This window comes from Superficieibacter electus (assembly GCF_002915575.1).
Classification (GTDB): Bacteria; Pseudomonadota; Gammaproteobacteria; order Enterobacterales; family Enterobacteriaceae; genus Superficieibacter; species Superficieibacter electus.
This window is the reverse complement of record NZ_PQGD01000010.1, coordinates 51,354-62,962: the sequence shown is the minus strand read 5'-3', so window position 1 is coordinate 62,962 and position 11,609 is coordinate 51,354. Positions and strand designations below refer to the sequence as shown.

At 52.6% G+C, this 11,609-nt stretch carries 15 protein-coding genes; 9 read left to right on the top strand and 6 right to left on the bottom strand.

The genetic code is table 11. The annotated features are described in order from the left end of the window. The first annotated feature begins 38 nt into the window (after positions 1 to 38). Complete coding sequence (gene edd, locus CHU32_RS13500; protein ID WP_103676041.1) at positions 39 to 1,850, top strand: phosphogluconate dehydratase; 1,812 nt, start codon at positions 39 to 41, stop codon at positions 1,848 to 1,850. A 38-nt stretch (positions 1,851 to 1,888) separates the two neighbouring features. Continuing rightward, positions 1,889 to 2,530, top strand: a complete 642-nt coding sequence (gene kdgA, locus CHU32_RS13495; protein ID WP_103676040.1) for a bifunctional 4-hydroxy-2-oxoglutarate aldolase/2-dehydro-3-deoxy-phosphogluconate aldolase — start codon at positions 1,889 to 1,891, stop codon at positions 2,528 to 2,530. Positions 2,531 to 2,571: 41 nt separating this feature from the next. Here kdgA and purT read toward each other — a convergent pair whose 3' ends face one another. Beyond that, a complete protein-coding gene (gene purT, locus CHU32_RS13490) occupies positions 2,572 to 3,750 on the bottom strand; it encodes a formate-dependent phosphoribosylglycinamide formyltransferase (RefSeq protein WP_103676039.1) in 1,179 nt (392 codons plus the stop codon). A gap of 141 nt (positions 3,751 to 3,891) precedes the next feature. On the opposite strand from purT, the gene CHU32_RS13485 reads away from it, so the two are divergent. From CHU32_RS13485 to ptrB, 4 genes are all read left to right on the top strand, one after another. After that, positions 3,892 to 4,179, top strand: coding sequence for a YebG family protein (locus CHU32_RS13485; protein WP_103676038.1), 288 nt, complete (start codon positions 3,892 to 3,894; stop codon positions 4,177 to 4,179). A gap of 78 nt (positions 4,180 to 4,257) precedes the next feature. Beyond that, positions 4,258 to 4,617 (top strand): protein YebF, encoded by a 360-nt coding sequence (gene yebF, locus CHU32_RS13480; protein ID WP_103676037.1) that lies wholly within the window; start codon positions 4,258 to 4,260, stop codon positions 4,615 to 4,617. Between the two features lie 98 nt (positions 4,618 to 4,715). After that, entirely contained in the window at positions 4,716 to 5,375 is a 660-nt protein-coding gene (locus CHU32_RS13475; RefSeq protein WP_103676036.1) for a tellurite resistance TerB family protein, read from the top strand. A gap of 88 nt (positions 5,376 to 5,463) precedes the next feature. Continuing rightward, the gene (gene ptrB, locus CHU32_RS13470; protein ID WP_103676035.1) at positions 5,464 to 7,539 is read left to right on the top strand and encodes an oligopeptidase B; all 2,076 of its coding nucleotides are present in this window, start codon (positions 5,464 to 5,466) and stop codon (positions 7,537 to 7,539) included. On the opposite strand, the gene exoX is transcribed toward ptrB, so the two are convergent. Together exoX and CHU32_RS13460 are read right to left on the bottom strand one after the other, a co-directional pair. After that, positions 7,521 to 8,183 (bottom strand): exodeoxyribonuclease X, encoded by a 663-nt coding sequence (exoX, locus tag CHU32_RS13465; RefSeq protein WP_103676034.1) that lies wholly within the window; start codon positions 8,181 to 8,183, stop codon positions 7,521 to 7,523. The two genes, ptrB and exoX, sit on opposite strands and share 19 nt — an antisense overlap. 33 nt (positions 8,184 to 8,216) lie before the next feature. After that, a complete protein-coding gene (locus tag CHU32_RS13460; protein WP_103676033.1) occupies positions 8,217 to 8,447 on the bottom strand; it encodes a DNA polymerase III subunit theta in 231 nt (76 codons plus the stop codon). Between the two features lie 136 nt (positions 8,448 to 8,583). Here CHU32_RS13460 and yobA point away from each other — a divergent pair, with 136 nt between their 5' ends. Genes yobA through CHU32_RS13445 form a run of 3 tightly spaced genes read left to right on the top strand, consistent with a single transcriptional unit; the run spans position 8,584 to position 10,195 of the window. Further along, positions 8,584 to 8,958 carry a CopC domain-containing protein YobA gene (gene yobA / locus CHU32_RS13455; protein WP_103676032.1) on the top strand — a complete coding sequence of 125 codons (375 nt, stop codon included), beginning with the start codon at positions 8,584 to 8,586 and terminating at the stop codon, positions 8,956 to 8,958. A gap of 1 nt (position 8,959) precedes the next feature. Continuing rightward, entirely contained in the window at positions 8,960 to 9,829 is an 870-nt protein-coding gene (gene copD, locus CHU32_RS13450) for a copper homeostasis membrane protein CopD (RefSeq protein ID WP_103676031.1), read from the top strand. 24 nt (positions 9,830 to 9,853) lie between these two features. Continuing rightward, positions 9,854 to 10,195 carry a YebY family protein gene (locus tag CHU32_RS13445; protein ID WP_103676030.1) on the top strand — a complete coding sequence of 114 codons (342 nt, stop codon included), beginning with the start codon at positions 9,854 to 9,856 and terminating at the stop codon, positions 10,193 to 10,195. Between the two features lie 460 nt (positions 10,196 to 10,655). Here CHU32_RS13445 and CHU32_RS13440 read toward each other — a convergent pair whose 3' ends face one another. The 3 genes from CHU32_RS13440 to CHU32_RS13430 all read right to left on the bottom strand — a co-directional run bounded on the left by CHU32_RS13440 (position 10,656) and on the right by CHU32_RS13430 (position 11,579). Beyond that, positions 10,656 to 10,841: a hypothetical protein gene (locus CHU32_RS13440; RefSeq protein ID WP_103676029.1), complete on the bottom strand. Its 186-nt coding sequence runs from the start codon at positions 10,839 to 10,841 to the stop codon at positions 10,656 to 10,658. Positions 10,842 to 11,041: 200 nt separating this feature from the next. Beyond that, entirely contained in the window at positions 11,042 to 11,233 is a 192-nt protein-coding gene (locus CHU32_RS13435; RefSeq protein WP_103676028.1) for a YdfD/YebW family protein, read from the bottom strand. 106 nt (positions 11,234 to 11,339) lie between these two features. Then, a complete protein-coding gene (locus CHU32_RS13430) occupies positions 11,340 to 11,579 on the bottom strand; it encodes a YebV family protein (protein ID WP_103676027.1) in 240 nt (79 codons plus the stop codon). Positions 11,580 to 11,609: the final 30 nt, after the last annotated feature.

Here is an 11,609-nt window from a genome sequence, read left to right as displayed (position 1 = left end):
ATGGTGCTGCTAACAAGATAAAACCTTAAGGAGCTTTTATGAATCCTGATTTGTTACGGGTAACAAAACGTATTATTGAACGTTCGCGTGATACGCGTTCTGACTACCTTGCTCGCATTGAATCGGCCAGAAGCAGCACCGTTCAGCGTTCCACCCTCGCCTGCGGTAACCTGGCGCATGGTTTTGCCGCCTGTCAGCCGGATGATAAAGCCTCCTTAAAAAGCATGTTGCGTAACAACATTGCAATCATCACCTCTTATAACGACATGCTTTCGGCGCATCAGCCTTACGAACATTATCCCGCGCTAATCCGTAAAGCCCTGCATGAAGCCAATGCTGTAGGGCAGGTGGCTGGTGGGGTGCCGGCCATGTGTGACGGTGTCACGCAAGGCCAGGATGGGATGGAACTCTCGCTGTTGAGCCGTGAAATCATTGCCATGTCAGCGGCGGTGGGGCTGTCGCATAATATGTTCGACGGTGCATTGTGGCTGGGGGTTTGCGATAAAATTGTTCCTGGTCTGGCGATGGCGGCGCTCTCTTTTGGGCATCTGCCGTCGGTCTTTATTCCTTCAGGTCCGATGGCAAGCGGCCTGCCAAATAAAGAAAAAGTAAAAGTTCGCCAGCTTTATGCGGAAGGTAAGGTTGACCGGATGGCGCTGCTGGAATCAGAAGCGGCGTCTTATCACGCGCCGGGAACCTGTACCTTTTACGGCACGGCAAATACTAACCAGATGGTGATTGAGTTTATGGGCATGCAGTTGCCGGGCTCGTCATTCATCCAGCCCGATGCCCCACTGCGCGAGGCCCTGACGGCTGCCGCCGCACGCCAGGTAACGCGTCTGACCAGCAACGGTGCAGAATGGATGCCGCTCGGTAAGATGATTGATGAAAAAGTGGTGGTCAACGGTATCGTGGCGCTGCTGGCAACGGGGGGCTCGACCAACCACACCATGCATCTGGTGGCGATGGCGCGCGCGGCAGGTATTCTGATTAACTGGGACGATTTCTCTGACATTTCTGCAATTGTGCCGCTGATGGCGCGTCTTTATCCCAACGGCCCGGCGGACATTAACCACTTTCAGGCGGCGGGCGGCGTACCGGTACTGATTCGTGAACTACTAAAAGGCGGCCTGCTGCATGAAGATGTCAATACCGTGGCAGGCTTTGGTCTGTCCCGTTATACGCTGGAGCCATGGCTTAACGACGGCAAACTGGCGTGGCGTGAAGGCGCTCAGGTCTCACTGGACAGCAGTATTATCGCGACCATCGATAAACCGTTCTCTCCGCATGGCGGCACGAAAGTCATGAGCGGCAATCTCGGACGTGCCGTGATGAAAACCTCGGCGGTGCCGGTTGAAAACCAGGTTATTGAAGCGCCAGCGGTGGTCTTTGAGAGCCAGCATGATGTTCTGCCTGCCTTTGAAGCTGGTCTGCTGGATAAGGATTGTGTGATTGTAGTTCGCCATCAGGGGCCAAAAGCGAACGGCATGCCAGAATTACATAAACTTATGCCGCCACTTGGTGTATTATTGGACCGCTGTTTCAAAATTGCGTTAGTTACCGATGGACGACTTTCTGGCGCATCGGGGAAAGTTCCTTCGGCAATCCATGTGACACCCGAAGCTTATGATGGCGGGTTGCTGGCTAAAGTGTGTGATGGCGACATGATCCGCGTGAACGGACAGACAGGTGAGCTGACCTTGCTGGTGGATGAAGCTGAGCTGGCTGCCCGCCAGCCGCATATTCCTGATCTGAGCGCAATGCGGGTGGGGACGGGACGTGAACTGTTTGGCGCACTGCGTGAGAAACTCTCGGGTGCCGAACAGGGTGCAACCTGCATCACTTTTTAAGATAACAAATTTGTAGATCTGGCGAGAGAAAGAGTCTGATGAAAAACTGGAAAACAAGTGCAGAAGCAATCCTGACCACCGGTCCGGTTGTACCGGTTATCGTAGTGAACAAGCTGGAACATGCCGTCCCAATGGCGAAAGCGCTGGTCGCTGGCGGCGTACGCGTGCTGGAAGTGACGTTACGTACCGCCTGTGCCATGGACGCCATTCGCGCCATCGCCAACGAAGTCCCGGATGCAATTATTGGTGCAGGTACGGTGCTTAATGCCCGGCAACTGGCAGAAGTGACCGAGGCCGGCGCACAGTTTGCCATTAGCCCTGGGCTGACCGAGCCTCTGCTGAAAGCGGCTACGGAAGGTACGATTCCATTGATCCCGGGTATCAGCACGGTTTCAGAACTGATGCTGGGCATGGACTACGGTCTGAAAGAATTCAAATTCTTCCCGGCTGAAGCCAACGGCGGCACCAAAGCGTTGCAGGCCATCGCAGGTCCGTTCTCCCAGGTGCGTTTCTGCCCGACGGGGGGGATTTCTCCGGCTAACTACCGTGACTATCTGGCTCTGAAAAGCGTACTGTGCATCGGTGGTTCGTGGCTGGTTCCGGCGGATGCGCTGGAAGCAGGCGATTATGACCGCATCACTAAACTGGCACGTGAAGCCGTTGAAGGCGCGAAGCAGTAACGCATCGCGGGTATCAGAAAGGGCGCATCAGCGCCCTTTATTTATCCTTCAACAACAATGCTGGCCGCAGCCGCTTTTGCCCGCGCGATAGCGTCCTCATTGTTTTCACCGGTGGCAAGCGTAACGCCTAACCGACGCGTACCGTCAATCTCGGGTTTGCCGAACAGGCGCACCTGCATGCCAGCGCCGGTTGCGGCTTCGACGTGATTAAATGTGATATTTTGGCTGGTTAACTGCGGCAATATTACCGCCGAAGCCGCCGGGCCATACTGACGAATGCCGCCGACCGGCAGGCCGAGAAACGCGCGCACGTGCAGGGCAAACTCTGACAAATCCTGAGAAATCAGCGTAACCATCCCGGTATCATGCGGGCGGGGAGAGACCTCGCTGAAAATAACCTCGTCGCCGCACACAAACAGCTCCACGCCGAACAACCCATAGCCGCCCAGCGCCAGCACCACGTCACGGGCGATGGACTGCGCCCGCGCCAGCGCCAGAGGACTCATCTGCTGCGGCTGCCAGGACTCCCGGTAATCGCCGTCTTCCTGGCGATGTCCCACCGGGGCGCAAAAATGCACGCCGTCGACGGCGCTCACTGTCAGTAGGGTAATTTCAAAATCAAAATTAACCACCCCTTCAACAATGACACGTCCGGCACCCGCGCGGCCGCCCTGTTGGGCATACTGCCAGGCGTGACTCAGTTGCGCCTCAGTGCGAATAAAGCTCTGCCCTTTACCCGACGAACTCATTACCGGCTTGATGATACAGGGCAGGCCAATTTCGCTTACCGCCTGGTGGAAAGCGTCTTCGCTATCCGCAAAGCGATACGCTGAGGTGGGCAGCGACAATGTTTCTGCTGCCAGGCGACGAATACCTTCGCGGTTCATTGTTAATTGTGTGGCCCGTGCGCAGGGAACCACGTTCTGCCCGGTCTGCTCCAGTTCAATCAGCATATCGGTGGCGATTGCTTCGATTTCTGGCACGATATAATCCGGTTTTTCAGCTTCGACCAACGCCTTGAGGGCCTGCCCGTCCAGCATATTAATCACGTATGAACGGTGGGCGACGTGCATAGCCGGGGCATCAGCGTAGCGATCGACTGCAATTACCTCCAGTCCAAGACGCTGACATTCAATGGCGACTTCTTTTCCTAATTCGCCAGACCCTAACAGCATGACGCGGGTCGCCGCCGAACGCAGCGCAGTACCTAACATAACCATCATTTTTCCCCTTAACTCAATTGTGTGCAGTATAAACGAAAACGATTGCGTCTGTCTTTGATGGAATACGGTCCTGTAAGATTGATCCCCTGAAAATGGAGTGATATACTGTATAAAATTACAGTGATATGGGGCTGCAAAATGGCGGTTGAAGTTAAATACGTTGTGATCCGTGAAGGTGAGGAAAAAATGTCTTTTGCCAGCAAGAAGGAAGCCGATGCTTACGACAAAATGCTCGATCTGGCGGAAGTATTAGGTACCTGGCTTGGTCAGTCGCCGGTTACGCTGGACGACGAGCAGCGTGAAGTTATGGCGATGTGGCTTGCCGAACAAAAAGAGGTACTTGGTAATTTGCTGAAAGCCGGAAAATTACCTGCGCCGAAGGCGGTCACCGATGATACGCCCGCTAAGCGGACAAAAGCTGCATAACGGTCACTTGCGCTCCTGCCGTTTTGTACCATGCTTTTTCTTTAACCCTGCCTAATTCCGGGTCTTAAGGAGAAAAACATGAACAAACGTGGAGCGCTTTTATGTCTGCTACTGCTGGCAGGAAGTGCGTCAGTGCAAGCGGTGAGTCAAGACCCGCACTCAAAGACGGTTAAATTTCCGAACTGCGAAAAGCTGGATGCTGACGGTGTTGCTGCAAGCGTTAAGCGTGACTATCAGCAAAATCGCATCGTGCGCTGGGCTGAAGATCGGCAAAAAATCGGCCAGGCTGACCCGGTAGTGTGGGTGGACAGCAACGAGGTGACGGGCACTAAAGGTCAATGGAAGGTACCCATCACTGTGCGCGGCAGAAGCGCCGATATTCACTATCTGGTACAAGTTGACTGTGCCGCAGGAAGTGCAAGCTATCAGAGTCGATAATCGACAGTAATTTGCGCACCTTTTGCCGGCTTGACACTTTCTGACGTCTCTTCGCTTACTCTGAATTATCGTTATCAGATAACCGGAGGGCTTACCCCATGGCAAACTGGCTCAATCAGCTACAGTCTCTTCTGGCGCAAAAAGGCGTCTCTTCCTCCTCTTCTGGCGAACAGGGCCTTAATAAGTTACTGGTGCCAGGGGCGCTCGGTGGCCTGGCAGGGCTGCTGGTGAGCAACAAAGCCTCACGTAAACTTCTTAGTAAATACGGGACGGGTGCGCTACTCATGGGCGGCGGCGCGGTCGCCGGAAGTGTGTTATGGAATAAATATAAAGAAAAGATCCGTGAGGCGCATCAGCAGGAACCTCAGTACGGCACCCGAACTACGGCGCTGGATAAGCGAACCGAGCGCCTGATCCTGGCGCTGGTGTTTGCCGCTAAAAGTGACGGTCATATTGACGAGCTTGAGCGCGAAGCCATCGAGCAGCAGATGCGTGAAGCCGGTGTGGAAGAGCAGGGCAGAGCGCTGGTCGCACAGGCGATGGAGCAACCTCTCGACCCGCAGCGGCTGGCGCGGGACGTACCCAATGAAGAAGAAGCCCTGGAATTATACTTCCTGAGCTGTGCGGCTATCGATGTCGATCACTTTATGGAGCGCAGCTACCTTAACGCCCTCGGCGATGCGTTAAATATTCCCCAGGAGGTCCGGGACGGGGTGGAACAGGATCTTAAGCAGCAAAAACAGGCGCTTCCTGAATGATTTGTGCGTAAAGTGCCTGCGTTTCGCTTGCATCGCTGGCGTCTTTTGCCAACCTTATAGGATGTAATATAAGCAAAAGAACCAATCTATGCGACCGAAAGCGAAACGTATACCACACACCATGACCCTGCACGGTGACACGCGTACCGATAACTACTACTGGTTGCGCGATGACACACGTACCGATCCTGACGTGCTCGATTACCTTCATCAGGAAAACAGTTATGGTCACCGGGTTATGGCCTCACAACACGATCTCCAGGACCGGGTCCTGCAAGAGATTGTAGCGCGTATCCCGCAGCGTGAGGTTTCAGCACCATGGACTAAAAATGGCTATCGCTACCGGCATATTTATGAGCCGGGCTGCGAATATGCGATTTATCAGCGTCAGTCAGTTCTGCTTGCTGAGTGGGATGAGTGGGAACTCTTGCTGGATGCGAATAAACGGGCGGCGCATAGCGAGTTTTATACGCTTGGCGGAATGGCGATATCTCCGGATAACACCATCATGGCGCTGGCAGAGGATTTTCTGTCACGCCGTCAGTACGGTATGCGCTTGCGTAACCTGCAAACCGGCAACTGGTATCCTGAGTTGCTGGATAATATTTCTCCCGATTTTGTCTGGGGCAACGATTCACAAACGCTCTACTATGTGCGTAAACACCCGGTCACCTTATTACCGTATCAGGTCTGGCGGCATCGGGTGGGCACGCCGTCAGCGTCTGACGAACTGATCTATGAAGAGCGTGATGAGACCTTCTACGTCGGGTTGCATAAAACCACGTCTCAGCATTTCATTGTCATTTATCTCTCCAGCGCTACCACCAGTGACGTTTTACTGCTGGATGCGTCGCTGGCCGACGCGGAGATCCTGTCATTTTTGCCGCGGCGTAAAGATCATGAATACAGCATCGATCACTATCAGCATAAGTTTTATATTCGCTCTAACCGTGAGGGGAAAAACTTCGGCCTTTATCGTAGCCGCGTGCGGGATGAGCGCCAGTGGGAAGTGTTGATTCCTGCACGTGACGACATCATGCTGGAAGGTTTTACCCTGTTTACCGACTGGCTGGTGGTGGAAGAGCGTCAGCGTGGGTTAACCAGTCTGCGGCAAATTAATCGTAAAACGCGTGAAGTGACAGGCATTGCCTTTGACGATCCGGCCTACGTGACCTGGCTTGCGTATAACCCTGAGCCAGAAACTTCCCGTTTGCGCTATGGCTATTCGTCAATGACCACGCCGGATACCTTGTTTGAGCTGGATATGGATACGGGTGAAAGGCAGGTGCTGAAACAATCAGAGGTGGCAGGTTTTGACAGTAGCCTCTATCGCAGCGAACACCTGTGGATAACTGCGCGCGACGGCGTTGAAGTTCCCGTGTCCCTGGTGTATCACCGCCAGCATTTTCGTAAAGGTAAGAATCCCCTGTTGGTGTATGGCTATGGATCTTACGGTACCAGTATGGATGCGGATTTCAGTAGCAGCCGACTGAGCCTGCTCGATCGTGGTTTTGTTTTCGCCATCGCCCATGTCCGTGGCGGCGGGGAGCTGGGCCAGCAGTGGTACGAAGAAGGGAAATTCCTGAAAAAGAAAAATACCTTTAATGACTATCTGGACGTTTGCGATGCCCTGCTAAAACAGGGCTATGGCGATGTGAAGTGCTGCTTTGGCATGGGCGGCAGCGCGGGCGGTATGTTAATGGGAGCCGCCATTAATCTGCGCCCGGATTTGTTTCGCGGCGTGATTGCGCAGGTACCGTTTGTCGATGTGGTGACCACTATGCTGGACGAGTCTATCCCACTGACTACCGGTGAGTTTGAGGAGTGGGGTAATCCCAAGGATGAAACTTATTATCACTACATGAAAAGCTACAGCCCCTATGACAACATTGAGACCAAAGCCTACCCGCATTTGCTGGTGACAACCGGCCTGCACGACTCCCAGGTACAATACTGGGAACCGGCGAAATGGGTCGCGCGGTTGCGTGAGCTAAAGACCGATGAGAATCTGCTGCTGCTCTGTACCGATATGGATTCCGGGCACGGCGGCAAGTCCGGGCGCTTTAAAAGCTACGAGGGCGTGGCAATGGAGTACACGTTCCTTATCGCGCTTGCGCAGGGCACCTTACCCGGCAAAGCAGAGGATCAGGCTTTATCCAGATAATGTTTAAGCGTCAGGCGCATTTCCGGACTCATTCTGTCGAGGTTATTCAATAGCCAGCGTAGATAACCCGGATCGCGCTCGGCGACTTCAGCCACCGGTTTGCCGCGGTATTTACCAAAGCTAAAGGTTGAAATGAGCCCTGGACGCCCCGTCACTTCGACCATCTCTTCAGGCGTCCAACCGGAGGTGTTAATAATATCGATCAGCAGCGCAGCGGTAATATAGCAGTCATACAGCGCCCGGTGATGGTGTAACCCCGCCGGGGTCTGCACCTTCAGATTGCGCGATTTGTACAGACCGATATTGCTGTATTTAATTCCCGGCCACAGGCGACGCGCCATTTTCATGGTGCAGATCCACTCACCGTTCATCTCAGGCAGCACCCGGCGGTCAAAGCTGGCATTATGCGCTACATACCACTGGCTACCCTGATAAAATGGCAGAACCTCTTCTATCCACGGCTGGTCTGCCACCATGGCTTCAGTGATACGATGGATAGCCATGGCCTGCGGGCTAATGGGGCGGTCCGGGCGGACCAGATGGCTCATCGGATTCGTTATCTTCCCGTCCACGACATCTACTGAGGCGATTTCTACTACGCCTCCCTGCAAGTCACAGGTTTCGGTATCAATAACGCGCAGCATGGCTGACTCCTGAATTGGCAAAAAAAATCACGCTTATTTCGCTTTAGGTTCCCAGGGAAGGCGTGACAAATTAACGGAGGCGAGGCGGTGAGCAATAAGCCGTTCGCGGAACCAGTCGCGCAGATGTTCCGGCTGTTCGCGTTCAACCACTTCGGCGACAACGGGCATATTGTAGCGCTCTTTAAATGCCACAGAAGCGGCCGCCAGATCGACGTTAATTTTATCCATTTCCTGCTGGGGAAGCTGGGCCAGATTGGTGTGCATCGGTCTCTCCTTTCTTAAACACGCAAAAGTTACTAAGACTGCCGCAGAATAACAAGTCCGCCGATGACTATTCTCGACTAAGGCATTATACAGCGTTATTCTTTAATGCAATTACATAACAAAAAGGAATGACATAATGGCTTTTATCGCCCCTTCTGCGCGTAGCATAGTGCTTATGCTGGCGGCGTTATTAACAGCGCCTGCTGTTTTAGCTCATGCCCATCTTCAACATCAGTATCCGGCAGCCGACGCCGAGGTTGCCGCTGCTCCCCAGGCATTAACACTTAATTTCTCTGAAGGCGTCGAAGCGAATTTTAGCGGCGTGACGTTAACCGGGCCAGCGGAGTCAGTCATTGAGACGGGAAAAGCAAAGCGTAATGAAAAAGATCAAACGCAATTGATTATCCCCCTGAATCAACCGCTTAAACCGGGGCGTTACACCGTTGACTGGCACGTCGTGTCAGTTGATGGGCATAAAACGCAGGGGCACTATAATTTCAGCGTGAAATAAAATGCTGGATAGTGCCTGGGTCGGGTTGCGTTTTGCGCATTTTACGGCGCTATTACTGGCGTTCGGCTGCGTTTTCTTCAGTGCGTGGCTGGCCCCCGATAGGGTTCGTCAGCGGATTGCCCGCCGTTTCCGCTTGCCGCTTTACCTGTTGCTGGCGCTCAATGCGTCAACCGCGTTGCTGCTATTAATGGTGCAGGGTGGCATGATGGCCGGGGGCTGGCCAGATGTCTGGCGTCCTGAGGTCTGGTGGGCGGTTGTGGGCACCCAGTTTGGTAATGTCTGGTTATGGCAAATAGTGTTGAGTGGTTTAACGCTGGCGATTGCCTGGATGCGTCCGTACCGTAATATGGCTTTAGTGTTGATGCTTCTTTGCGCACAAATCGTTCTTCAGGCAAGTGTCGGCCACGCCGCAATGCATGTGGGATTGATAAGTGTCATTCACCGGGCTAATCAGGCGCTGCATTTATTGTGCGCATCCGTCTGGCTCGGCGGCCTGCTTCCCTTTTTATATTGTTTACGACTGGCGAAAGGACGCTGGCGACATCCCGCCATTTATACCATGCTGCGCTTTTCGCGCTATGGTCATCTGGCAGTCGCGGGCGTACTGCTAACCGGCATTAATAATGCCTGGCTGGTGCAGGGGGAGTGGTTAAGTGCATCCGCCTATGGACGTGCGCTGGTGTTAAAATGTGTGCTTGTAGCAGTAATGGTCGCTATTGCTCTGGTGAACCGTTATGTTCTGGTACCGCGAATGAACCGCGACAATACGCGGATGCACACTTTCTTTGTTCACATGACTCAGGCTGAAATGGGCCTTGGAGCACTGGTACTGGCTATCGTCAGCCTGTTCGCTACCTGGGAGCCTTTCTGAAGAGTGAAATATTTGGCGAAAACCATGAAAAAAATTGTGATTTCTGCTGTTCTGATGAGCTATGCCGCCGCTGCGCTGGCGGCTCCAGGGCTCATTACCGTTAGCCGCTTTGATATTGGTAAGGATAAATGGGCCTTCGATCGCGAAGAGGTGATGTTGACGTGCCGTCCCGGCAATGCGTTGGTCGTGATAAACCCCTCGACGCTGGTGCAGTATCCGCTCAATGCTGTTGCTCAGCAGCAGATAAAGGACGGCAAAATGAGCGGGCAGCCGCTGAGCGTCATCCAGATTGACGACCCGAATCGCCCGGGGCAAAAAATGAGCCTGGCACCCTTTATTGAACGAGCACAGAAGCTCTGCCAGTAAGGGAAAATAGCTGGCTAATTTCCAATAAAAAACCGCAGGCTTATCTTCATGAAAAGCTGCGGTTTTTTTCTTTTTTGACACAAATGTCAGGGAATTTTTCTGGCCGCTTTTGCGACAGACTGGAAAACCTGGCACGGTCAACTATTCTTATAAGGCAGAGCGACTAAGCCTGCATTAATGCCAACTTTTAGCGCACGGCTCTCTCCCAAGAGCCATTTCCCTGGACCGAATACAGGAATCGTATTCGGTCTCTTTTTATCTAGTTGAATACTAAGGGTTCATTTAGCCTCTCCACTAAATCCCCCGAAAATTACATGAATTCTCCGTATTCGGCCTAAACCATAACATACTCAGCCCCACGTGCGTCCACTATTTTTGGTGCGATGCGCTATTTTTTTATGCGCTGGAATAGACGAAAAGGGGAAAACGTTTTACCCGCCTTTGAGAGCGGGTAGGAAGATTAGAGAGAATTAATGATCGTCTGGAGAATCTCTTCGCACGAGAAATTGTTTACGTAAGCTAAACTTTTCGCTAATTCTTCCAGCGTTGTCCCGGAAATACGATCGCCTTCAGCAGGTTGTGCGAAAAAAAGCCCTTCGGATAAACCTATATCATACGCGTTGTTCTCAAGGTAAATTCTTTCCATTTTTCAGCTTCTTATCTTTTGATTATTAGGATGACCACGCGAATTGTTACAGAAAGTTGATATTAAATGAAGCTACTATTAATGTCAGGAAATTTTAGTGTGGCTTAACTATCGCATGCCCAAATACCCGTGCTGGTCAACGGAGAGATAGGGTGCAGGGAGGAGGGCCAGGGAGTGACCCGGAACATAAAGGCAAGAGATTAAAAATCGCTGTATTCCTGGGCAGGTCGCCAGAAACCATCAATAAATTCTTCAACAGGGTAGCAGCCGCCGTGACGCAGCCGTTGCTCATGCATGGCTACCACACATTGTTGCTCGGTATTGTAAACATCGACTACGATGTCATCACAGCCGCCATCAAGATAACAAATAAACAGTACCAGTGCGTACATCCTTTCCTCAGACCTGCCAAAACATAGGTTAAGTGTAGGGGATGAAACGGTACGGGGGAAATGTGAGAGGATAAATAACCCGCCTCATGGACGGGTTCATTTTGGGTCAGGCAAGGCGCATCACCCAGGAATCAGTTTGCTGATCATAATGTTCGCGATAAAGAACGGAATGTTCACCATCAAGAATGGCCGGAACGCTGGTATCCGCATCCCAGGCGTCGAGTTGCATACATAAATCCGGGTCTGATTTGCAGGGGATGACTAACGTTCGTTCGCCCTGAGTATCGCCATTCAGCTCAGCATCTTCAATCTCGAAGGCACCGATACGTACATTCGTTTTCGTCATATTGCTCTCCGTTGATCTGCTAAAAACGTG

Bases quoted from the DNA above. Each gene is read 5' to 3' on its own strand.
- edd (WP_103676041.1), top strand. From the start codon at position 39: ATGAATCCTGATTTGTTACGGGTAACAAAACGTATTATTGAACGTTCG.
- kdgA (WP_103676040.1), top strand. From the start codon at position 1,889: ATGAAAAACTGGAAAACAAGTGCAGAAGCAATCCTGACCACCGGTCCG.
- purT (WP_103676039.1), bottom strand. From the start codon at position 3,750: ATGGTTATGTTAGGTACTGCGCTGCGTTCGGCGGCGACCCGCGTCATG.
- CHU32_RS13485 (WP_103676038.1), top strand. From the start codon at position 3,892: ATGGCGGTTGAAGTTAAATACGTTGTGATCCGTGAAGGTGAGGAAAAA.
- yebF (WP_103676037.1), top strand. From the start codon at position 4,258: ATGAACAAACGTGGAGCGCTTTTATGTCTGCTACTGCTGGCAGGAAGT.
- CHU32_RS13475 (WP_103676036.1), top strand. From the start codon at position 4,716: ATGGCAAACTGGCTCAATCAGCTACAGTCTCTTCTGGCGCAAAAAGGC.
- ptrB (WP_103676035.1), top strand. From the start codon at position 5,464: ATGCGACCGAAAGCGAAACGTATACCACACACCATGACCCTGCACGGT.
- exoX (WP_103676034.1), bottom strand. From the start codon at position 8,183: ATGCTGCGCGTTATTGATACCGAAACCTGTGACTTGCAGGGAGGCGTA.
- CHU32_RS13460 (WP_103676033.1), bottom strand. From the start codon at position 8,447: ATGCACACCAATCTGGCCCAGCTTCCCCAGCAGGAAATGGATAAAATT.
- yobA (WP_103676032.1), top strand. From the start codon at position 8,584: ATGGCTTTTATCGCCCCTTCTGCGCGTAGCATAGTGCTTATGCTGGCG.
- copD (WP_103676031.1), top strand. From the start codon at position 8,960: ATGCTGGATAGTGCCTGGGTCGGGTTGCGTTTTGCGCATTTTACGGCG.
- CHU32_RS13445 (WP_103676030.1), top strand. From the start codon at position 9,854: ATGAAAAAAATTGTGATTTCTGCTGTTCTGATGAGCTATGCCGCCGCT.
- CHU32_RS13440 (WP_103676029.1), bottom strand. From the start codon at position 10,841: ATGGAAAGAATTTACCTTGAGAACAACGCGTATGATATAGGTTTATCC.
- CHU32_RS13435 (WP_103676028.1), bottom strand. From the start codon at position 11,233: ATGTACGCACTGGTACTGTTTATTTGTTATCTTGATGGCGGCTGTGAT.
- CHU32_RS13430 (WP_103676027.1), bottom strand. From the start codon at position 11,579: ATGACGAAAACGAATGTACGTATCGGTGCCTTCGAGATTGAAGATGCT.